The sequence below is a fragment of the Synergistaceae bacterium genome (assembly GCA_012728235.1).
Classification (GTDB): Bacteria; Synergistota; Synergistia; order Synergistales; family Synergistaceae; genus JAAYFL01.
The window spans coordinates 122,822-144,626 of sequence record JAAYFL010000055.1; the positions used below are offsets into that span (position 1 = coordinate 122,822).

Annotated in this window: 20 protein-coding genes and 2 tRNA genes; 2 read left to right on the top strand and 20 right to left on the bottom strand. The window is 38.4% G+C overall.

Annotation, left to right across the window (positions count from 1 at the left end; genetic code table 11):
• Positions 1-31: 31 nt before the first annotated feature.
• Genes GXZ13_04695 through GXZ13_04750 form a run of 12 tightly spaced genes read right to left on the bottom strand, consistent with a single transcriptional unit; the run spans position 32 to position 12,990 of the window.
• Entirely contained in the window at positions 32-916 is an 885-nt protein-coding gene (locus GXZ13_04695) for an ABC transporter permease (protein ID NLX75122.1), read from the bottom strand.
• The gene (locus tag GXZ13_04700) at positions 903-1,598 is read right to left on the bottom strand and encodes an ATP-binding cassette domain-containing protein (GenBank protein NLX75123.1); all 696 of its coding nucleotides are present in this window, start codon (positions 1,596-1,598) and stop codon (positions 903-905) included. The genes GXZ13_04695 and GXZ13_04700 overlap by 14 nt, the downstream gene beginning before the upstream one ends.
• Positions 1,599-1,607: 9 nt before the next feature.
• Positions 1,608-2,555 (bottom strand): transketolase, encoded by a 948-nt coding sequence (locus GXZ13_04705; GenBank protein NLX75124.1) that lies wholly within the window; start codon positions 2,553-2,555, stop codon positions 1,608-1,610.
• On the bottom strand, positions 2,542-3,357 hold the full coding sequence (locus tag GXZ13_04710; GenBank protein ID NLX75125.1) for a hypothetical protein: 816 nt from the start codon (positions 3,355-3,357) through the stop codon (positions 2,542-2,544). The genes GXZ13_04705 and GXZ13_04710 overlap by 14 nt, the downstream gene beginning before the upstream one ends.
• Positions 3,357-4,364: a polysaccharide pyruvyl transferase CsaB gene (gene csaB, locus GXZ13_04715; protein ID NLX75126.1), complete on the bottom strand. Its 1,008-nt coding sequence runs from the start codon at positions 4,362-4,364 to the stop codon at positions 3,357-3,359. The genes GXZ13_04710 and csaB overlap by 1 nt, the downstream gene beginning before the upstream one ends.
• On the bottom strand, positions 4,357-6,270 hold the full coding sequence (locus GXZ13_04720) for a hypothetical protein (protein ID NLX75127.1): 1,914 nt from the start codon (positions 6,268-6,270) through the stop codon (positions 4,357-4,359). The genes csaB and GXZ13_04720 overlap by 8 nt, the downstream gene beginning before the upstream one ends.
• Complete coding sequence (locus GXZ13_04725) at positions 6,254-6,856, bottom strand: septum formation inhibitor Maf (protein ID NLX75128.1); 603 nt, start codon at positions 6,854-6,856, stop codon at positions 6,254-6,256. The genes GXZ13_04720 and GXZ13_04725 overlap by 17 nt, the downstream gene beginning before the upstream one ends.
• A 3-nt stretch (positions 6,857-6,859) precedes the next feature.
• Entirely contained in the window at positions 6,860-7,108 is a 249-nt protein-coding gene (locus tag GXZ13_04730; GenBank protein ID NLX75129.1) for a hypothetical protein, read from the bottom strand.
• Between the two features lie 2 nt (positions 7,109-7,110).
• Positions 7,111-7,917, bottom strand: coding sequence for an undecaprenyl-diphosphate phosphatase (locus tag GXZ13_04735; protein ID NLX75130.1), 807 nt, complete (start codon positions 7,915-7,917; stop codon positions 7,111-7,113).
• 19 nt (positions 7,918-7,936) lie between these two features.
• Entirely contained in the window at positions 7,937-9,568 is a 1,632-nt protein-coding gene (locus GXZ13_04740) for a Na/Pi cotransporter family protein (protein NLX75131.1), read from the bottom strand.
• A gap of 30 nt (positions 9,569-9,598) precedes the next feature.
• Positions 9,599-11,230 (bottom strand): Na/Pi cotransporter family protein, encoded by a 1,632-nt coding sequence (locus GXZ13_04745; protein NLX75132.1) that lies wholly within the window; start codon positions 11,228-11,230, stop codon positions 9,599-9,601.
• A gap of 44 nt (positions 11,231-11,274) precedes the next feature.
• On the bottom strand, positions 11,275-12,990 hold the full coding sequence (locus tag GXZ13_04750) for a ribonuclease J (GenBank protein NLX75133.1): 1,716 nt from the start codon (positions 12,988-12,990) through the stop codon (positions 11,275-11,277).
• A 216-nt stretch (positions 12,991-13,206) separates the two neighbouring features.
• Between GXZ13_04750 and GXZ13_04755 the strand changes: the two genes are divergently transcribed.
• Together GXZ13_04755 and GXZ13_04760 are read left to right on the top strand one after the other, a co-directional pair.
• Positions 13,207-13,280 (top strand) — tRNA-Gln (locus tag GXZ13_04755).
• Between the two features lie 12 nt (positions 13,281-13,292).
• A tRNA-Glu gene (locus GXZ13_04760) sits at positions 13,293-13,368 on the top strand.
• A gap of 53 nt (positions 13,369-13,421) precedes the next feature.
• Here the strand turns inward: GXZ13_04760 and GXZ13_04765 are convergent.
• The 8 genes from GXZ13_04765 to GXZ13_04800 all read right to left on the bottom strand — a co-directional run bounded on the left by GXZ13_04765 (position 13,422) and on the right by GXZ13_04800 (position 21,740).
• Entirely contained in the window at positions 13,422-14,279 is an 858-nt protein-coding gene (locus GXZ13_04765) for a mechanosensitive ion channel family protein (GenBank protein NLX75134.1), read from the bottom strand.
• A 27-nt stretch (positions 14,280-14,306) separates the two neighbouring features.
• A complete protein-coding gene (locus GXZ13_04770) occupies positions 14,307-15,212 on the bottom strand; it encodes a hypothetical protein (GenBank protein ID NLX75135.1) in 906 nt (301 codons plus the stop codon).
• Positions 15,212-17,698: an ATP-dependent Clp protease ATP-binding subunit gene (locus tag GXZ13_04775; protein NLX75136.1), complete on the bottom strand. Its 2,487-nt coding sequence runs from the start codon at positions 17,696-17,698 to the stop codon at positions 15,212-15,214. Before GXZ13_04775 ends, GXZ13_04770 begins: the two co-directional genes overlap by 1 nt.
• A 25-nt stretch (positions 17,699-17,723) precedes the next feature.
• On the bottom strand, positions 17,724-18,182 hold the full coding sequence (locus tag GXZ13_04780) for a hypothetical protein (protein NLX75137.1): 459 nt from the start codon (positions 18,180-18,182) through the stop codon (positions 17,724-17,726).
• A gap of 10 nt (positions 18,183-18,192) precedes the next feature.
• The gene (locus tag GXZ13_04785) at positions 18,193-18,678 is read right to left on the bottom strand and encodes a CtsR family transcriptional regulator (protein NLX75138.1); all 486 of its coding nucleotides are present in this window, start codon (positions 18,676-18,678) and stop codon (positions 18,193-18,195) included.
• A 120-nt stretch (positions 18,679-18,798) separates the two neighbouring features.
• A complete protein-coding gene (gene plsY, locus GXZ13_04790) occupies positions 18,799-19,386 on the bottom strand; it encodes a glycerol-3-phosphate 1-O-acyltransferase PlsY (GenBank protein NLX75139.1) in 588 nt (195 codons plus the stop codon).
• A 78-nt stretch (positions 19,387-19,464) separates the two neighbouring features.
• A complete protein-coding gene (locus GXZ13_04795) occupies positions 19,465-19,884 on the bottom strand; it encodes an OmpH family outer membrane protein (protein ID NLX75140.1) in 420 nt (139 codons plus the stop codon).
• An 83-nt stretch (positions 19,885-19,967) separates the two neighbouring features.
• Complete coding sequence (locus GXZ13_04800) at positions 19,968-21,740, bottom strand: YgiQ family radical SAM protein (protein NLX75141.1); 1,773 nt, start codon at positions 21,738-21,740, stop codon at positions 19,968-19,970.
• Positions 21,741-21,805: the final 65 nt, after the last annotated feature.

Sequence of the window (21,805 nt, forward strand, 5' to 3'; positions counted from 1 at the left end):
CTTGTTTTTTATCATTTTTCCCTCATCGTTCTTATAAAGGTTTTGAAGCCCTGCTCACAAAACTTTGTGCTGCAAACATACCAGATAAAAAACTTATAAGGCTGCCGCACGTTATGAGCATAAATGCGAGCTTAAAGATTAAAGTTTTAGACTCTATAAAAGGTAAAAAAGGCATCATGTCTTTTAAACCTGAAATAGCTGAATAATATGTCGCGCCAATCAATAAAGTTGATATTGCTGCTCCTGTAAATCCAAGTACAACAGCTTGAATTATAAATGGCATCATGACATAGGTTGGAGTTGCTCCTACTCTAAGCATAACGCTTATTTCGTTTTCTCTAGAATAGACAGATATTCTAATTGTATTAAACAACACTACACCGCTTGCAGCTATCGCCATAAACAATAAAATCCACGAAAATCTTTCAACAAAATTTGAAACTCTTGTTAGCTTCTCAGCTACCCGCCCGGCAAATACAACATCTTCTATCTCAGAAATTGCCACGAGCATTTTTGCCGTATCAGAAACTTGTGCAGCTTTACCCACTTTTATCTCAATACTGGCTGGAAGGGGATTCTCTCCCAGAAGGCTTACCGCTTTTGCTTGATCGCCTACTCTTGCACGCAATTTTTCCAGAGCCATTTCTTTTGTTATTATTTTAACCTCTTTTACTTCAGGCATTTTCTTTATTAGCTTTGCTATTTCTTCTATATCTGCCTTTGGAACAACATAAGCTGTTATAGTAAGCTGGTTCTCCATCATTACCACAATATTTTTAACGTTTAGAACAAAAAGTGTACTTATACCAACTACAAAAAAAACAGCCATAGCTGTAAAAATCGTCAAAAAGCTCATGCCTAAATGTCGGATTACAAGACGAAAACCATCCCTCAAAACATACTTAAAGAGCGACATTTGCTTCATAGCCTCCCTGTTTTTCATCACGTACAATTCTTCCCTTGTGAATCTCTACTACTCTATTTCTGTATGTATTAACCAAATAGTCATTGTGCGTAGCCATTAAGACGGTTGTTCCAGCAGCATTAATGCTAAGCAATAGTTGCATTATTTCATCAGCAGTGCAGTTATCTAGATTCCCTGTCGGTTCGTCTGCAAGCAAAAGAGAAGGAACATTTACAATCGCACGTGCAATTACTAAGCGTTGCTGCTCTCCACCTGAAAGCTGTGGTGGATAGAGATTACGTCTACGCCAAATTCCAACAGTTTTTAAAACGTCTGCTACTCTAGTCGCTATTTCTTTGGGCTTACACCCTATCACTTCTAAGACAAAAGCTACGTTCTCAAATACAGTTAGATTGGGTAAAAGCATAAAGTCTTGGAACACCACGCCTATATCTCTTCTAAATAGAGATAGTTGATGGTTACTAATCTTACGCAAGACATTGCCATTTACGCTAATGTGCCCACGAGAAGGCACAACTCCTCTCATAATACATCTCATCAGGGTGGTTTTACCTGACCCTGTTTCACCGACTAAATAGACAAATTCTCCTCTATCAACCTGAAGGTATATATCTTCAAGTGCCACGATATCCGGCTCATAAATTTTTGTTACTCCGGAAAAATGTATATCCATTACAATAAATTACCTCCTGCGAAGTGCCCAAACTTGAGATGCTGCATTTACTATTTCCTTCCAAGTCAAACCATAATATTCTCTTAACTCTTCCGGATGTCCGCTGTTCACATATTGATCATCTACAGCAACAAAACGAACCGGGATAGGATATGTTCTACAAAGACATTCTGAAACAGCACTACATAACCCACCCACTAAATTGTGTTCCTCAGCAACGACGCAACATCCTGTTTTTCTGACAGAAGACAGAAGTTGCTGTTCTGGGAAGGGCTTTATGCTGTAACAATCAATAATCTCAATGCTAATTCCCTGTTTTTCGAGTGTATCTACTGCCTCTAAGGCCTCAGACACCATAGTCCCGCATGTGAAAATTGTAACATCAGTTCCGTGTTTAATTATACGGGCCCCGCTCGAATTAGATGGCTCAATAAGAGTGTCCTCTAAAATAGTATATTTCTCGTTGCTGAGACGTAAAAAAGATGGGAATGGAGATGATATGCACGACTCAACAACACTTACAAGAGTATCTTTATCAGATGGCACGAATACGTTCATATTTGACAACAGTCTCATAAGAGCCACATCTTGTAAAATATTATGTGAAACTCCTTCATCTCCTCCTGACAACCCACCGTTGATTATTACAAGAGTGACAGGAAATGGAGCTATTGTCAAAGCATCACGTATCTGCTTATAGGTCCATAAAAAAGAGGAAAATGTATCGGATATAATCCAAGGCCTTTTCCCCGCCAAGGCTAGGCCTGCAGCATTATTTACCAGATTAAACTCGCCTACAATTGGAGCAAAAACTTTATCTTTAGGCAGATTCTTCAAGAGAGCTGTCTTTTTTATACTTTCTGTTGGCAAGACAATAAAATCATCTCGTTTCACTGCATATTTAGGCAAAATATCACAAAAAATCTCCCATGTGCTCTCTAATTTATTGTTTTTCATTTTCCACCTCCAGCACCTGAAGTGCCTGAGCCACAGCCTCTAAACGTACCGCTCGTGACTTTGGATATTTAAGGTCTTCCACAAATGGGATTTTTTTCATTCCTTTAATATTAACAAAAATTGCTTTCGGATAACAATCCCCGTAGTTTAAAGAATCAAAAACTTCTTCCAATTCCGCAAAACTATTTCCATTTACGCTATGTACAGTCCATTTATTTTCTAAATAAATCTTAGTTTCTTTTTCTTTCTCGCTATCATCAGTCTCTGCTATCTTTATCAATAGAAGTATGAGATTGCCGAGTTTTGCTTGCCCTGCTCTTGCAATTTCATCAAAAAAATTCTCCCTAAGATTACTGCCCTTACAGATACAAATCACTCTTGGTTGAGGATAAATTCGGCTTAGCTCTTGTGCTACCGGAGATGCCATTGATAATATTTGATCACCACAAGCACAAGGGGAATCAACACCCGACACCCTATTTGGCTCAGGTAAAGCCTGTAAAATAGAGCCTAAACGTCTATAATGCCACAACTCATCTCTGTTAAAGAAACCTCTGTTTGCCAAAACAGCATACAATGTAGGCACAGCTTCTTCCATCCCCCAAAAAACCCTATCCCTGTCAATTCGATTGGGCTCATTTGGAAGAAGTAAGAGCTCCTCCCAGTATAAGTAAACGAGCATATCAACTACAGAAAGAGACTCCTTTAAGGGACCAAATCCGGAGATACCAATCATCCTTATGATATCTTTTTGTACTTCTTTTGCTTTACCCGAAAGTATTTCTTTTATTTCTTTTCTCATCAAATAATCCCCATCTTTTTAACAAGAGCGTCTTTAAACAATTCTTTAACCAATACCGATTGTCGCTCGATATAGCTGTTTTCTGCAGGCTCCGAAAAACTTATCTCGCTGTCTATATTTGGAATTAGCCATACATCACAAAGAGAAGCTACTTTGGGATCATAAATCGCGGCACACGTCGGTATTTTTGCAAGACAGGCTAATAATAAAAAGTGATATCTCATTCCCACAGCAAGCTTCGCTTCGACAACTAATGTTTCAAAGTCTCTCATGCTCTTTATAATGACAACTTTTTTCGGAGTAAGCTCTCTTTTTTCTATATATGTCTGTATAAGTTCAAAGTCATCCGAAGAAAATGCCACTGCAATAATATCTAAGACATTTTCTTTAGCATATGCTGATACAGCCTTTATTACTTTGTCAGAAAGAGATTGATATCCCTTACGGACATTTAACAGAAGACTGTTTCCCATCTCTCTGTTTTTCTCTATGTCCAGTTTTAGTGTAACAGCATAATCCGGAGTAAGTACTCCTTTTAGACCCCAGTTATTCAATATGTCTAAAGACCTTGTATCACGTACTCCGCGATAAGTACAAAGAGAGAAAGCATCTTTTGCTAAAAACCTGCAAAATTCAGTTCTAAGAGGTCCTATTGACTGTCCCACAGCCCACTGCTTAGCTCCCAGAAACCTTGCGAGCCTTACAACTAGCCAATAAAAAAGACATGAGCGCTTACTAGAAACATCCTGAAAAAGTCCACCACCGCCAAGTAGTAATGTTTTTGAGTTCCGAATAGCAGTGATAACTTCCCAAATACTATGTCTATTATAAGATTTAATTCCATATGTATTTTCAGTTTGATTAGGAGATGAAGATAGAACAGCTATTTGCTCTTTTTTCATTCCGTTAATTAAAAGCAAATCCGTTATGGAAGAGAGCAATAACTCATCTCCTAAATTTCCAAATCCATAATAACCAAACAGTAAAACCTGGTATTTTCTAGCCAACAAACGAATGCTCCTTTAATTTACGTAAAAGAGGTAGTGCAATGTACTTAAGAATAAAAACTAAAAGCGCTCCTATTGATAGACCCAACCACCATCCATTGACAACTCTTACAAAACTTATTATGAGAAATGTATGAAAATGACAGAACGTATTTATAGCAGAACAAAAAGCCAGAGAAGCTCCGATACGTAAAGCTTCTCTATATCCTGTCATTAGATTATTTCTTACAAGAAACCAATAAACAACAAGTGCTGGATAACCTAGCATAAATTCCTTAGTCCTAGGACGCACTAAAAAGATTTTTTCTATGAATGATCGGAAAGTCACTTCTATAGCAGGAACACTTGAAACATTATCACTACGCAAAGCAACGATAAACAATCCAATCATCATAACTCCAATCAAAACAAGCTCCCCCCATAATGCGGGGCGTTTTAGTATTTCAGTGAAAGACTCAGGATGAATTCTGAGTTTGAAATCATGCAATATTAATAATAGAGGCGGCAAAAGAAGAGTCAGCTTTACTCCAGAAAAAGGAGTAAGTCTGAGAACAGCTGAAACTGTTCCGTAAAAAGCTGCAATTGAAAGTCCCCCTGCAAAAAGTACAAAAAGTCCCAATATTGCACCAACGAAGGGTTTTTTATCTGATCCTAATGAGAATATTGCAGCCTCTGTTGCGATAAGTGCGGTACATAACCCGCCTAATAACTTGGCTACAAGTGGAATTTTAAACATAGCTGCACCTGTGATAATCGTCATTAAGATAAGTAATAAGATCTCAATTAAACAAATCTTATCCTCGTATTTCTTAAGAAGTCTGACTACATATATCCACATGCAAAATATGAAGGTAATTGCGCACGCAACTGCTCCCGCTATAGAAGTTGTCCAATATGGCAAAGTTGAAGGCCATCCCAAAGCATACCCTTTGGATGTTAGAATATTCTTAATAGTCGCAATATCAGATACCAAAGAACTGAACCGATCTCCCATATTGAGTTCATATGGTCTCAATATTATTAACCGCACAGACCTTTCGTGCACGGCTCTGAGATATCTTTCCCATATTATCGGCTGTGATATTCTTTTGGATATTATTTCTTCCTTAGTTAAACTATGTAAAGAAAGCACATTTTGCTGTACCTTCGATGCCAGCTGTGACACCCCAATTTGCTTTACAAATTCAACTTGTGAGAGACTCAAATTATTTGTTCTTATTACAGATGCAATGGGAGAGAGATTCGGATAGCCTGATACTACAGCCCCTGCAGGAAGGATATTTTTTATCTGTGGATAGTGCCCTAATAAAAAATCAATGGTTTTAGCAACTTCTTCTCCTGATGAAAGAGAGTTCTGTCCCGGTCTATATAAAACTATGACGTTATTTGCTTTACAAAAATCTAATCCTAGAAAATCCGGAAGAAACGCTGATGTTCTAAATTCCTCCACTGTTCCGGGCAACAAAATTTTTATCTCACTGCCATTTTCGATTATTTCCGTTGTTGGCATTTTTATTTTTATATACCCTGCCAACATTTCAGAATATTTTACCTTTTTATTTATAACTACAACAGCTCTACTTGGATTTATATTGACATCTTGCAGTCCAAGCTCTTTGGCAGAACCATACTCAAGAGGAAGTGGGCTTTGAAGAAATAATTCTTCTCCCGTATACTCAGGAATTGCGATTCCGACCATTCCTTCATTTTTTAATTTACTCCATATTTCTTCTTCACTTTTACCTTCTTGTAATGCGAGAGAAACCAAATCTTTATATTCGGCAATTAGAGCTACTGTCTTATTTCCCTTTTCAGCAGTATACCTGGGAATTAATCCAAAAAGTGCAAATAATAAAGCTATAAAAAGTGAGACAAAAAAAACATTTCTCCTAGTTAATACTCTCATGATTTAGCCCCCACTGATCAACCAACGTCCATCCAAGTTTAATTAACATGGTACTTAATAGGTATATAGGCAAACCAACCACATTGAAATAGCAACCTTTTATTTTTTCCACAAGTAGTACTCCTTTATCTTGTATCGCATATGCTCCAGCCTTATCCATACACTCTCCTTGTTCTATATAAACAGCGATTTCATTTTCTGTCATTTTACGGAAAGTAACTTCTGTTTCTTCAGCTGACACCAACATACTCCCTGAAGGTGAAATAACAGACACTCCAGTTATGACATTATGTGTTCTCCCCTGTAGCGTTGATATCATATCTCTTGCTTCTACTTCATCCCCAGGTTTCCCGAACTTCTTTTCATCTATAGCAACGACTGTATCTGCAGCTATTATCCAACGGTTTTTATGTCCCTTATAAACGCTTTCGGCTTTTTCTTTTGCCAAACGACATACCATATCCGCAGGTTTTTCTTCGAGGATAACATTTTCTACTATATTTGGTGCTATAACTTCAAACTTCCATCCTAGCGATTTGAGTAACTCGCTGCGTCTCGGACTTTTTGATGCTAATATTATTGGCATTTTTTAACGAGCTACCCAGATACCTATAGCTCCACCTATCACAGTACCTAGATTAAGCTTAACTGAAAATAAAAAACCGAATTTGATCATCATCAAGTCAACCTTGTTTATATCTATTGTAAAATCAACTATATTCTTAAAAAGTGTTGCCGTTGCAGCAAACTGTTGCAAAAGGACTCCAACCCATGTACCAAAAATAAGGCATATCAGGATAACAACGAATCTCAGAGAATTAGATCTTATTAGTGCCATTTTTACACCCCCAAAATTGTCTTAAAAACAACATAACAACCTAAAAGAAGACAATAGACTCCAAATACCCACCACTTAGAAGAAAGTACCACTTTTTTTAATATCATCAAAGAGAGCAACCCGCTGAAAAAAGAAACTACTGCACCAAAATACCAGAAAGGTGGAAGGGAAGAAACGAAATTACTCCAACTACCAAGTTCGAATGCTTGAAGCAACGTGGCACCCAGTATAACAGGGATAGAAAGGATAAAAGAAAATCTAAAAGCTTCCTCCTTACTTAATCCAACAGTTAGCCCGGACATAATCGTCATGCCTGAACGTGATATCCCGGGCAACACTGCCACAGCTTGTGCAAATCCAACTAAGGCTCCATCAGATACACGTACCTTGGCGCTTCCTACTTTTACAAGTTGGCTTAGTAACAGTATTATCCCTGTAAAAATTAATCCAATAGCAACTATTAAAGAATTTTGACTTATTACTTCTACAAAATTCTTTAATAAAATCCCTACAATACCTGTTATTATTGTTCCCAAAATAACCGCCCATCCCAAGGACCAACTATCGCTTTTTCTGCTCTCCTGTTTTAAAAAACCGGAGAACCAGTCAACAAAAATCTCAACGATGTCAGTAAAAAAGAAAATTATAGTTGCAAAAGTTGTAGCAACGTGTAAAACCAAATCATATGAAAGAGGCGGCAAGTCTACTCCCAGAAAAATTTTTGCCAAAGCAAGGTGTCCGGAACTACTTATCGGCAAAAACTCCGTTATTCCCTGTATAAGACCCAGAGTAAGAACATGTAAATTCATAAAATTCACCTCTTAATTATTATATCTTTCTGACGCCTTGATTCCCATGTATGCGTTCTATATCAAAAACCACCATAGCTAAGTTGTGTGCATGGTCACCTATACGTTCGAGATTACTTAGAATTTCGATAAACGTAATTCCTCCTCCAGGAGAGCACTTCCCGCAGTTAAGTCTTTCTATGTGAGTCGCTCTTAATTTCTTCTCTAACCTGTCTATTTCGTCCTCTAGGATCATTACTTCCTTAGCTTTCTCTGGATCTTCATCTCTCAGTGCTTCTACACTCTTTGTGACAGCAGAGATGACTGTTCCAAACATAGTTCGAGCTTCAAAATTCGCAATTTGTGAAAATTCAAGCTTTTCTGCGTCCATGTACTGATACACTTCCACAAGATTAGTGGCGTGATCACCTATACGTTCTATGTCGCTAACTCCGGAAACACAAGAGTTAAGCAATAGTGATGAGTCAGAAGAAAGTCCGGATTGTCCCAATTTTATTGCATAATTTACAATATCATGAGTCAACTCGTTGACATTATCCTCTCTTCTCAATATTTTTTTTACCAGCTTTGCATTCCCAGTCAGTATGAGCTGTTCACACATCTCAATCATTTCTATTGCCATTGTACCAAGTCTAACCATCTCCATACGTACGGCATCCACAGCCGCTGCCGGAGCCACGGTAAGTATGCTTTTGTTCAAATATCTTGGACCTGCCATCTCAACAATTTCATCATCAGGAATTATTTTTTTAATAAAACTAGCATATTGACTTGTGAAGGGTAAAAATACGAGTGCGGTAATAATATTAAAAATAGTATGAGCATTAGCAACTTGTCTAACAATATCAGTTGAGGTTAAAAGTATTAATCTGCTGTATATAGGTAATATAGCAAAAATAATTATTGTTCCAATAATTTTTATAACCACATGAGATAAAGCAGCCTGTTTAGCAGAACGATTAGCTCCCAGCGAGGCTAAAACAGCTGTAATCGTTGTCCCAATATTATCTCCCAACACAACAGCAATTGCTGTTTCTAAGGGGATAACACCCTGACTTGCCACGGCCATGGTAAGCCCGACAGTGGCGGAGCTGGATTGAACAAAAAGAGTAACAACAAGGCCAGAGAGAAAAGCAAGAAAAATATGATCTCCAAATAACGTCACCACTTCTGGATGTGATTTAATAAATGACATTGGACCTTGCATCATTTCCATTCCTATAAAAAGCAACCCAAAACCTACGAGTCCTATGCCTATATATTTATTTCTTTTTTTTCTGCTTAATATACTTATTGCAGCTCCAACTACCGTACAAACATATGCAACGTTTAAAATCTTAAATGCTAAAAGTTGAGCTGTTACCGTTGTACCTATATTTGCCCCTAAAATTACTCCTATAGCCTGTAGCAAAGTCATGAAACCTGCATCAACAAAACTTACTACCATTACAGTTGTTGCACTGCTGCTTTGTAATATACTTGTAACCAACGTTCCTACTAAAAGGCCCTTAAGTGGTGTTTTTGTGAGTGAAGCCAATAGTTTTCTAAGCTTATCGCCAGCAATGATTTGCAGGGCGTCCCCCATTATGATTATTCCGTATAAAAGAATACCTATACCGGCAAATATCTGGAACAAAGAGCCTATAGACATTGATATCTCTCCTTAAAAATTAAGCCCATTCTATTTTGCTGCACTTTTTTTCGGTTTTTTAACTCGCTCTATATCAAAAACCACCATTGCCAAATTCTTTGTGTGATCTCCCACTCGCTCTAAATTGCTTAGTATATCTATAAAAACAACTGCACTGCCTGAATCACATGTACCTGCATTTAAACGAGCGATATGCTTTGTTCTTAAAGATGTTTCTAGTTCATCTATTTTATTCTCCAAATCTAATACTTCTTTGGCAAGGACAACACTTTCATCTTTTAAAGCCCTTATTGAACAACTTATAGACAATATTGCCAAATCAAACATTTCCTTACATTCAATCATCGCGCTTGGTGAAAATACTAAGTTATTTTCTTTAAGGTATTGGTACAACTCTACTAGGTTGGTTGAGTGGTCGCCCACTCTCTCAACATCGCCAACAGCACTTGTAAAAGAATTTAGCAAAAATGATAAGTCAGAAGACAATCCGCTTTGGCCAACTTCTGTTGCATAAAACACGATATCTCTTGTTAAGTCGTCTACATTTCGTTCCATATAATTTACATTTTCTATCAACTTTCCATTGTCTTCTAAAAAAATTCTTCTACAGTCTTCCAACATGCTTTTTGACATATCAGCGACTCTAATCATTTCTTTGTTAACCGCATCTACTGCTGCCGCTCTTGATATATTTATAAGGGATTTATTTAGATAGACGGGACCCAAGACATCCTCATTCTTATCGTCTGGCAAAATCTTTTTGATAAAACTTGCATATTGACTTATAAATGGAAAAAATAGAAAAGCTATAATTAAATTAAAAATTGTGTGAGCATTCGCTACCTGACGAGATAAGTCAGACGATGTTAATCTTATAAGAGATGCATAATAAGGAAGGATAAGAGCTATTACGACTGTACCAATTACTTTTATTAAGACGTGACTAAGAGCTGCTTGCTTTGCCGATCTTCTGGAACGCAAAGAAGCTAGCACAGCTGTTGTTGTTGAACCTATATTTTCTCCCAAAATTATTATTATTGCAGTTTCAAGTGAGATTAGACCCTGTGCCATAACGACCATTGTTAATCCTACAGTAGCTGAACTCGATTGCACTAAAGTGGTTATCAATATACCTGCCAAAAATGCTAAGAACTTATGGCTTGAAAATGCTGCTAAGAGCTCCGGCCTGTCTTTAAGAAAAGACATGGGCCCCTGCATCATCTCAATACCAATAAACAGAAGGCTAAACCCTATTAATCCCATACCCATCTGTCTGTGACGCTCTTTTTTCGCTAAAATACAAATAGCCGCTCCTATTAAAGCTGACAAGTAAGCTACATTCGTTATTTTAAATGCTATAAGCTGAGCAGTAGCAGTCGTACCTATATTAGCGCCAAGTATTACTCCTATTGCCTGAACTAGGTTCATGAAGCCGACATCTAAAAAACTGATAACCATAACTGTTGTGGCACCACTGCTTTGTAAAATACCTGTAACTACTGTACCTAATAGAAACCCTTTTAGAGGGGTACTTGTGAGAGATCCTATTAATTTCCTAAGTCTATTTCCCGCTATTATCTGTAAAGAATCTCCGATGGTTACTATTCCATAAACTAAAACACCGACACCTGCTAACATTTGTAAAAACGAAGTAAGGGACATTCAGACCTCTCCTTAATCTGGCATTAAGAAAACTATAAGATAAATTATATTCTGGTTATCATTGGAACTATTGTCGGATAATTTCTCGATGACCTACCAAATACCTCTCTAACTCTTTTTCTTATTTCTGTAGGCAACGCGTCTTGTTTAGCACCGGGTGCTCTTGCGAATTGTTCAATGGCTCTGTTTACGGCATCCTCTAACTTATAAAATGTCTCCCTATCTTCAAAAGAGTAAACACTACCCTTTGTCTGAATCTGAACAGGCGATAGTAGTTGGTAATATTCATCTAAAACAACGGATATTACTACCAAACCGTTTTCAGATAATTCACGGCGTTCACGCAAAATGCTGCCCTCTAAGCTGCCGAGAGCAACACCATCAATGAGAATCGCTCCAGATTGCACTGATTCTCCTAATTCAGCTCTATTGGGACTCTTAAATTTCAAAACATCTCCATTTTGTAAGATAAAAATATTTTTTGAAGGGACCCCCATTTCACGAGCAAGATCCGCATGATGAACAAGGTGGCGATATTCCCCATGCACCGGTATAAAGTACTTTGGCTTGAGCATATTCAACAATATGGTTAGTTCATCTCGGGAAGCATGTCCGGAAACATGAATGTTATCGCTTTTTTCATATACAACCTCACAGCCGAGAGAAAAGAGCCTGTTAATGGTATTGTTGACCAGTTTTTCATTCCCCGGAATAGGCGTGGCTGAAATTATTACAAGATCTTTTGCTCCAAGCTTAATCGAGCGATGCGTTCCCTTGCTCATTAAAACAAGACCCGAAAAGGGTTCTCCTTGGCTTCCTGTGGTAAGAACCACAACTCTGTTTGCAGGGAGCAAATCTGCCTCTTGTGAAGTAATTATTACTCCGTCAGGCACATCAACATAATCAAGCTCTTTGGCTAAATCTATATTTGAAAACATACTGCGACCATTAAGTACGACCTTCCTATTAAATCTTGTCGCAGTATTTACTACTTGTTGTGCTCTATGGATATTGCTTGCGAAAGTAGCTATAACAATGCGCCTGTCCTTATACAATCTGAATAGCCTCTCAAATGTCTGCCCTACAGTTCGTTCTGACGGGGTAACCCCAACTCTGTCAATATTCGTGGAATCAGACAACAGCAACAAAACGCCTTCTTCGCCAAGTTTTGCAAAGGTATTAAAATCTGTTCCGATATTATCTATGGGTGTGGGATCAAACTTAAAGTCTCCGGTGTGGACTATAGTGCCGAAAGGCGTCCTTATAGCAAGTGCTAAAGCATCAGGAATAGAGTGACATACAGATATAAATTCAACAGAAAAAACTCCGGCTCCCACCTTTTCGCCTGCTGAAATAATTCTATAATTAGGCTCATAAGATGACTTTGCATCTACCATTTTATTTTCAATAAAGCCTGCTGCCAAGCGAGTACAATAAAGGGGTGCGTCCAGTCTTGGCAAAATAAACGGAAGTGCCCCAATATGATCTTCATGTCCATGTGTTATGAAGATTGCTTTTATTTTATTTTTATTTTTTATTAGGTATTCTGCATCAGGTATGACTAAATCTATACCAAGCATATCATCTTCAGGAAATTTAAGACCGCAATCTACTACTATTATGTCATCCTCAAAGCTAAATGCTGTCAGGTTTTTGCCTATTTCTCCCAATCCGCCGAGAGGGATTATTCTTAACTCGCCCTTACTTTTACTTGCCGCCTTACTTCTTCTTTTATATCTTTTTTTCTCGGATGCAGGCATAAAAAACAACTCCCTCCAACCTAACATAATATCACTGAATCTCACATATATCCACACTTGCCACAGAATGTATTATTAAATTATTAAGGCCACATCAACAATGCTACAACAAAGAATAATTTGTTACAAGTTGCAAAAGGTTGACAACATATTAATATACGATATAATTTTTTCTTGCATGCCGGACTGAAAAGTCCGACCAAAGTACCGTTAAACTGGGATATGGTGCAACGGCAGCACACCTGACTCTGGATCAGGCAATCTAGGTTCGAATCCTAGTATCCCAGCCATTTTTAAAAAACGGTCCCTTCGTCTAGGGGTCTAGGACGACGGGTTCTCAGCCCGTTAACAGGGGTTCGAATCCCCTAGGGACTGCCAAAATAAACATAAAAACAGGGGAGAATTATTTCTCCCCTGTTTTTATGTTTATTTCATTCTTCTGCCTGAGTAAGAGAGAGACGTGGTGATTCAAACTTAATCCCCTCTGCATCAAACAATGTTTTTAATCTGGCTCTATATGCCCAAGACACAGCCCACTGTCTTCCCGGAACTGTTTTAATATATATCCTTATATGCACTCCGTTCTCGGTGAACTCAAGAATACCCTGAGATTTGGGTAATTCCAATATTTCCGAGTCTGGCTCTTTATACATTGTGTTTGCAAGGTCATCCATTATAGACATTGCTTTTTTATAATCCGAGTCATATGTAATTCCAATTTTCACTATGGTAGCAGACCAGTTTTTTGTGTTATTTAAAACAATCTGTATTAGACTATTGGGTATAATTATTAACTTCCCCGAAAATCCACGTATTCTGGTAGCTCTAAGATTAAACTTTTCGACCGTCCCCGTGTGCCCATCAACCTCAATAACGTCTCCTACATTATACTGATTTTCTATGAGTATAATAATGCCGTTTATATAGTCTCTTATTAGGTTTTGTGCCGCAAAAGAAACAGCCAATCCTATAACTCCGACACCAGCTAGTACAGGCCCCAAATTGAACCCGAAAACCTTTAAGATGGAAAATACAAAGAAAAATCCTATTATAATTCTTACTAATTCTGCTGTAAGCTGCCTAAGAGTGGATAGTCTCTTACCCAAAGTCTCTCGTGTGACTGTATCTTCGTATAAAGAAACATTCTCATTCGCAGCTTTAAATAGTCTTCTTACAACTATTTTGGCTATTCTGTCGAAAATATACCAAAAAATACAAAGCAGTACTATTATAATTAAGCTTTTGAAATCCTTTATTAAAAGTGGAAATGAAAAAGAAGAATGTGACAAAGCTTTTGTCCTCCCAATCTTAATATCTTAATCTTGCACTTCCGTAATCTTCATACCACCTAGATTTGAAAGAGCTTCTTGGTCCACATTTATAATATATTTTTGCTTTAATTTTTTAATTTCCTCGTCAACATAAGCCATCTGTAATTTTGTTGAAACACTATCTTCCGCTTCTTTAAAGGACAGCTGTTTCGAGGTTCGATGCTCTAAAACTTCTATAACATGCCAACCAAAAGCAGATTTTATCGGTCCGACAATACCTCCAACTCTTGTATTAAATATGGCTTCTTCAATTGCTGGATCTTGAATTCCTCTTTCGACCCAACCTAGGTCTCCTCCATTTTTAGCAGTATTTTGATCACGGCTGTAGCTGGCAGCAATTTCTTCAAAATTATCTTTATTTATAAGCTTTAATAAAATACTATTAGCTACTTCCTTTGTTGGAGACATAATATGTCTTGCTCTGAATGCTTCGGGTTCAACAAATTCATCAAGATGTGACGTGTAATAGCTTTCGAGAGTTTTACTGCTCATATCCCATCCTTCTGATAGGTTTTTAAGATACTCTCTTATAAAAATCTGTAGCGTTTGCCATTTAATCTGAAAAGCTACTTCTGGCTTTGAGTCCAAACCCTGCTCCTTGCCAGCCTCAGCTATTAAAAGAGCCTCTATAATCTGATTCATCATTGCATTTCTTTTCTCCAGATCAGCGTGATCTATTGTCAACATGGCCATAATTTCACTTTCACCTGAAGAATTAACCAGAATACGAAGCACTTCAGGTTCTGACAAAGTGACAGATCCTACTCGAATCAGGGGATTATCATTTGACAAAATAGGGGAAACAGAGGCGAGCAACAAAAATAGAGCTAACCACAAAACAGTTGTTTTTCTTGCTATTAGTTTGGTAACAAGAGCAATTTTTTTAGACACTATTTCGAGACCTTGAATTTCAATTCGCTTTTCTTTTGAAGCGTAATCGAAACTTTATCTCCCTCAACTATTGTTCCATCAAGAATTTGATTTGAAAGAGGATCTTCCACGAGCTTTTGTATGGCTCTGCGAAGTGGGCGTGCTCCATACTTTGGATCATATCCCTTCTCCAACAAAAGCTCTGAAGCTCCCCTAGAAAGTTTAAGCTCTATACCCTTTTCAAGAGTTCTCTCTTTTACCTCATTTACCATTTTATCTACAATATTCAATAAATTATCCTTGTTTAGATTCTTAAAAATTAAAAGTTCATCTATTCTGTTTAGAAATTCCGGGCGAAAAGCTTTTTTAACTGCAGACATTATGGTTTCTTTTGCTCTCTTGTCATTTCCCTTATCAATGCTAGTACTGGAAAAACCAAGAGCTGCCCCTTTGCTTATCTCGCTTACTCCGACATTACTCGTCATTATTATTACTGCATTTCTAAAATCTGTAAGATGCCCTTGACCATCTGTTAAACGTCCATCGTCCAATAATTGCAGCAACATATTGAATACATCTGGGTGTGCCTTTTCTATTTCATCAAAAAGCACAACAGCATAAGGCCTACGTCTTATGGCTTCTGTTAGCTTCCCACCCTCTTCGAAACCCACGTATCCTGGAGGAGCTCCTATTAGCTTGGCGGCCTCGTGCCTTTCCATATACTCACTCATGTCTACCCTGATTAACGCCTCGTCACTTCCAAACAAAAAGCCTGCAAGAGACCTCGCCAATTCCGTCTTACCTACACCGGTGGGGCCTAAGAAAAGGAAACTTCCAACAGGACGTCTTGGGTCTTTCATGCCACTTCTTGCTCTTCTTATTGCCATAGAAACTGCCTGAAGGGCTTCATCTTGACCTATGAGCCTTTTGGAGATCTCATCTTCCATACGAAGCAATCTCTGACTTTCGGCCTCTGTAAGCTGGGTAACAGGAATCCCTGTAGACTCGGACACAATTACAGCTATGTCATCGGCTGTTACATCCGGTGCGTACTCATTTCGCTCCTTTTCCCATGTTTTATATAAAGACTCTACTTCTTCGATAAGTTTTCTTTCTTCATCTCTAAAATCCGCCGCTTTTTCAAACTCCTGAGCTGCTGCCGCAAACTCTTTTTCAGCACGGATGTCTTCAACAGCCTTTTCAAGTTCCTTAATTTCTTCCGGAACTTCTAAAGCCGTTATTCTCGCTCTGGCAGAAGCTTCATCTATTAAATCTATAGCTTTATCCGGCAAAAAACGATCCGTTATATAGCGTTTTGAAAGCTTTGTTGCAGCAACCAGTGCATCATCGGTTATGTGCACGTTATGATGGATTTCATAGTTTTCTTTTAGCCCTTTAAGAATAAGCACCGCGTCTTCTTCACTTGGCTCTTCCACTTGGACCGGTTGGAATCGTCTTTCTAGAGCTGCATCTTTTTCTATATACTTTCTATATTCGTTTATCGTTGTAGCCCCTATTACTTGAAATTCTCCACGTGCCAAACTGGGCTTAAGTATGTTCGCCGCATCAACAGCACCCTCAGCACCTCCAGCCCCTACAAGAGTATGAATTTCATCTATAAATAGAATCGTTTTTTTATTATCTCGGACTTCTTTAACAAGCTTACGCATACGCTCCTCAAATTCGCCCCTATATTTTGTCCCTGCAACAAGATTTGCAACGTTTAATTGAACAACCCTCTTGTCTTTAAGAATGACCGGAATATCGCCGGACAGTATTCGCTGTGCCAATGCCTCTGCTATTGCAGTCTTACCTACTCCCGGTTCTCCAATTAAAACAGGATTGTTCTTTGTGCGACGAGACAAAATCTGAACAACTCTTTGTATCTCTTTATCTCTGCCTATTACGGGATCCAATTCCCCATTCTTGGCCATGTTAGAAAGGTCTATCCCCACCTCGTCTAGAGTTGGAGTTTTTGAAACATTGGCAGAGTTCTTTTTATATTTATAATTATTCTTATTTACGTGTATCCCCAAAATATGCCGTGGTGACTCAGCATCTTCGGGCGTTGAACCTTCAGTCATCTCTCTCACAATTAAACGACACTGTTCTATAGTAACCCCTAATGAGGCAAGAAATTTAGCGGCCTTCCCCTCTCCTTCGGAGAGCAATCCCAAAAGAATATGTTCTGTGCCAATATATGTGGAGTCCATCATACCGGCTTCTTGAGCTGACAGCTCTACAACCAACTTGGCTCTTGGGTCAGTTGGAATATCAATTGAGGTTCTTGGAGAAATATTTCTGCCTATTATTTTTCTAAACTGACCTAAAAGCGAATCAGTATCCAAATTAAAGGATTCCAATACCTTGTAAACGATTCCATCTCTTTCTTCAAGTAAACCGAGAAGGATGTGTTCTGTTCCAAGAGAATCATGTCCAAGACGTAAGGCCTCTCTATGTGCTACTTGAAAAACTTTTTTCCCTCGTTCTGTAAAATTATGCAACATAAAAGGTTACAACCCCTTACTTTCGTTATAAATTGGCCTTCTTGAGTTCCGCCAGCCTATCTCGTATCTTTGCGGCAAGTTCGTAATTCTCATCTTGCACAGCCTTCTTCATTTGTAAATCTAATTTTTCTGTTTCCGGTGCGGACTCTACCAAACCGTCTTCCTCCATATCTTCAATTTCCATACTTTCGAAATCATCAAAATATTCAAAAGGAATCATTTTCCCACAATGCGGACATACAATATCTTCTTCTTTTTCTTCATAATGCTCTGACATTATTGGCATAAGCAGATTTCTAAAAACTTCCTGCATTTGAGCCAAAGCTTCAGGAGAAAATGACATCTTAAATGAATTACCTGTCTCGTTTGTGGGCAAAATTTCCTTCGCACAACTTCTGCACAGATTTTCGTCATATCTTCGTCCATTAAATATTTTCACAAGGTGGACTTCTGCGACACCTTTTCCACAACGCTCACACAACATAGAAATCACCTCATCCAAGAGCAAGACCTGTTAATAATTTTTTTAGCAAGTCCGCTCGCATAATATCCCTTCTATAAGGGGAGACATCAAAAAGCGTACGACCGTTATCTTCTTGATTTCTCATTGATATTTCAATAATCAATCTTTCACGTGGTGAAATAAAATCCCTGCTTTGCAGGTTCACTAACAAACGACGAGCTTCTTGCTCCGTTATTGCACTGCCAACCAAATCAGATAAATGCTCTATCTCTTCGTCACAATTATTGAATGTTAATTGAAGAATCCTTATATAGCCATGTCCACCTCTTTGGCTTTCAACCAAAAAACCGTTTTCTGGCGAAAAACGACTTCTTAACACATAGTTTATCTGGCTTGGTACACATCCAAATCGTTCAGCTAAATCTTTTCGCCTCAGCGATACAGCATTTCCATCATTTTCTTCGAGAAGTTGATCAATATACTCTTCTATTATCTGAGTAAGACTAGATGATGACATTCACGACACTCCGTTCCTATAAATTGCTGTCCATAAAGAATATTCTAGTTAATTATAAAACATTGGTCAGTATAAGTCAATGTTTGTGTGGTCCGATTTTTAGACATATTACTTTATTGGTTATAGTATTTTGTCTTCTGTTCCCTTTATTATGTTGGCAATATTTGATCTATGGCGCCACACTGCTAAAAAAGACAAAAAACAGCCTGCCCATATATACGCTTTTGGCATTTTGAATAAATACATTAACAGAGTGGTAATAAAAAGAGAGGACATTGAAGCTATTGAGACATATTTCGATTGCTTCAGTATCACGCACCAAAAACAGCCTCCTACAATGGCCGGCCATGGATTAAAAAAATTAAAAAATCCAATAACCCCAAAGGTAGTTGCAACTCCCTTACCTCCACGAAACTTCAACCAAAGAGGATAATTATGCCCTATGACAGCACTAACTCCCACAGCCGCTAGAAGAAAACTATTATCGGTGAAAAATGAAGCAATTAAGACTACCAGCCCGCCTTTGAACATATCTACAACGGCAACAAAGTAAGCCCACTTTTTACCCAATAGTCTGCCCGTATTGGTAGCTCCAATATTTCCTGAGCCAAAAGCTCTTATATCTATTCCTTTTAAATACCTTGTCACTAAATATCCTGTCGGACAAGAACCAGTCAGATAGCCTAAACAAATCCAAAGATAAGCCATTTCACATCACCCTTAGTTAGATAATACAAAAAAACGCCATCCCGCCTCAGCGGAACGGCGCAAATAATGCAATTGTTACTATCTTTTCAGTGCTGTTATTACATCTTGTGTAATGTCAATTCCGCCGTAAAATACGAGGGCTTTATTGAGCACTATTGTAACACCTTTTGCCTTGGCTACGCTTGTAATAGTATCATTAAGCTCTTTAAGCACAGGGTTCATTAGCTTCTTTTCTTCCTCACGCAATTCCAACTGAAGATTTTGTACAATTTGAGCCTTCTTTTTTTCATCAGTTTCTTTGTCAAAAGCCGCTTTTGCTGCTTCAGATTTTTTCTTGCTTATAGTATCAAGTTGCTGTTGTGCCTGCTTAAACTTCGCTGATTGCTGAAGTACTGCCATATCATCAACAAAACCGACCTTTTCTTCAGCAGCAAAGGCCGTCATTGAAAATACAAATGTAGCTATAATAGCAAATACAAGAGCTGTAATTCTTTTCATACGAGGTGTCCTCCTAAAATGCATTTCTCTACAACTTCAAAGATTCTATATCTTGCTTTCTTTCTTGTCTAGTATATCCTCTGTTATTTTACAGTTCTGCGCCTGTCTGGCAGTAAGCAATTCTGCCTATTTCCAATTAAGTCTGTTCTTCCTAGCTTTTCTAGAGCCTTTTTCACTGTTGCATAGTTTTCGGGCATCCAGTATTGAAGCAAAGCTCTTTGCATCTTTCGTTCTTCAAAACTTTTAGGCACATAGACACTTGCGTTCGTCATAGGGTCTATGCCCGTATAGTACATACAAGTAGACATTGACCCGGGAGTGGGCGTGAAATTTTGTACTTGCTCAGGCCTGATACCAGTGGATTTAATGTATAAAGCCAATTCCAGTGCATCCTCCAGTGTAGAGCCTGGATGAGACGCCATATAATACGGCACAAGGAATTGTTTTAAGCCCAATTTCTCATTAGTAGCTTGATACTTCATAAAAAATTCTGAAGTTACTTCTTTTGGGGGCTTCTTCATATACCTTAACACATTTTCACTAATATGTTCAGGCGCCACTTTTAACTGTCCACTAACGTGATACTGACACAACTCCTCTAGGAATCCCTGATTTTCATCAGCTAAAATATAATCATAACGAAGCCCGGAACGAACAAATACCTTTTTAATGCCTGGTAGTTTGCGCAACTTCCGTAAAAGAGTGATATAAGCGGAATGATCCGGCTTAAGTTTTTCGCACGGTTTTGGGTAGAGACAGGACTTGTGAATACATGCTCCCCGTTCATTCTGATCTGGACAAGCCACGGTCATAAAGTTTGCAGTGGGGCCGCCAACATCATTTATATAACCTTTGAACCCGGACGAACCTATTATTTTTTCAGCCTCAGATATCATGGAATCATCACTACGTCTCTGTATAATGCGACCCTGGTGCGAAACTAAGGCACAAAAGGAGCATTCTCCGAAACAACCTCTGTGGCTTACAATGCTGAACTCAACTTCGTCAAAGGCCGGTACACCACCCACCTTGTTATAATCCGGATGCCAAGCTCGTGCATATGGATATGAATGAACAGAATCAAGCTCTTTTTCTGTAAGTGGACGCGAAGGTTTGTTTTGTACAACATACCAAGCCCCCTGATCCTGTATCACTCTGTGTCCACTAAAGCTATTTTGTTCTAAATAAAACTTTCTGAAAGCTTCAGAAAATATTTTTTTATCAGCGACTACTTCCTTGTATGAAGGCAGAACAACAGCATCCTTGGCGTTATCGCTGTTGTGTGTTTTCCAACATGTTCCATCAATATTTCGTAAAGCCTCTATGGGTTTTCCCCCAGCCAACTCTTTCGCAATTTCAGTTATAGCCAGCTCACCCATTCCGAATACAAGGAGGTCCGCCCTACTATCTACTAGAATTGATCGCCTAACGCTGTTACTCCAGTAGTCATAATGTGCTATTCGCCTTAAACTCGCTTCAATCCCTCCAATGATTAAAGGGATATCCTTCCATACCTCTCTTACTCTGTTGCAGTAAACAATAGTCGCTCTATCCGGCCGCAATCCCATTCTGCCTCCCGGCGAATAGTTGTCAATGCGACGCTTCCTGCCGGATGCAGTGTAATGATTTACCATGGAATCCAGATTTCCGGATGTAACCATAACTGCCAATCGGGGCTTACCCATCTTCACAAAATCTTCCGTGCTTTTCCAATTCGGTTGTGCTACAATCCCTACTCGAAATCCTTCTGATTCAAGAGTTCTAGAAATAATTGCTGCTCCAAAGCTGGGATGGTCAACATAAGCGTCCCCTGTAATTAATAGAAAATCCAATTCATCCCAACTTCTTTTCTCCATGTCACCTTTCGTTGTTGGAAGAAAGTCTCTTCTGTTTGCAACACTTTTATTTTTTAATTTTGACA

Excerpts from the sequence above, each read along its gene's own strand:
- GXZ13_04695 (NLX75122.1), bottom strand. The coding sequence starts at position 916 with ATGTCGCTCTTTAAGTATGTTTTGAGGGATGGTTTTCGTCTTGTAATC.
- GXZ13_04700 (NLX75123.1), bottom strand. The coding sequence starts at position 1,598 with ATGGATATACATTTTTCCGGAGTAACAAAAATTTATGAGCCGGATATC.
- GXZ13_04705 (NLX75124.1), bottom strand. The coding sequence starts at position 2,555 with ATGAAAAACAATAAATTAGAGAGCACATGGGAGATTTTTTGTGATATT.
- GXZ13_04710 (NLX75125.1), bottom strand. The coding sequence starts at position 3,357 with ATGAGAAAAGAAATAAAAGAAATACTTTCGGGTAAAGCAAAAGAAGTA.
- GXZ13_04720 (NLX75127.1), bottom strand. The coding sequence starts at position 6,270 with ATGAGAGTATTAACTAGGAGAAATGTTTTTTTTGTCTCACTTTTTATA.
- GXZ13_04725 (NLX75128.1), bottom strand. The coding sequence starts at position 6,856 with ATGCCAATAATATTAGCATCAAAAAGTCCGAGACGCAGCGAGTTACTC.
- GXZ13_04730 (NLX75129.1), bottom strand. The coding sequence starts at position 7,108 with ATGGCACTAATAAGATCTAATTCTCTGAGATTCGTTGTTATCCTGATA.
- GXZ13_04735 (NLX75130.1), bottom strand. The coding sequence starts at position 7,917 with ATGAATTTACATGTTCTTACTCTGGGTCTTATACAGGGAATAACGGAG.
- GXZ13_04740 (NLX75131.1), bottom strand. The coding sequence starts at position 9,568 with ATGTCTATAGGCTCTTTGTTCCAGATATTTGCCGGTATAGGTATTCTT.
- GXZ13_04745 (NLX75132.1), bottom strand. The coding sequence starts at position 11,230 with ATGTCCCTTACTTCGTTTTTACAAATGTTAGCAGGTGTCGGTGTTTTA.
- GXZ13_04750 (NLX75133.1), bottom strand. The coding sequence starts at position 12,990 with ATGCCTGCATCCGAGAAAAAAAGATATAAAAGAAGAAGTAAGGCGGCA.
- GXZ13_04775 (NLX75136.1), bottom strand. The coding sequence starts at position 17,698 with ATGTTGCATAATTTTACAGAACGAGGGAAAAAAGTTTTTCAAGTAGCA.
- GXZ13_04780 (NLX75137.1), bottom strand. The coding sequence starts at position 18,182 with ATGTTGTGTGAGCGTTGTGGAAAAGGTGTCGCAGAAGTCCACCTTGTG.
- GXZ13_04785 (NLX75138.1), bottom strand. The coding sequence starts at position 18,678 with ATGTCATCATCTAGTCTTACTCAGATAATAGAAGAGTATATTGATCAA.
- plsY (NLX75139.1), bottom strand. The coding sequence starts at position 19,386 with ATGGCTTATCTTTGGATTTGTTTAGGCTATCTGACTGGTTCTTGTCCG.
- GXZ13_04795 (NLX75140.1), bottom strand. The coding sequence starts at position 19,884 with ATGAAAAGAATTACAGCTCTTGTATTTGCTATTATAGCTACATTTGTA.
- GXZ13_04800 (NLX75141.1), bottom strand. The coding sequence starts at position 21,740 with ATGGAGAAAAGAAGTTGGGATGAATTGGATTTTCTATTAATTACAGGG.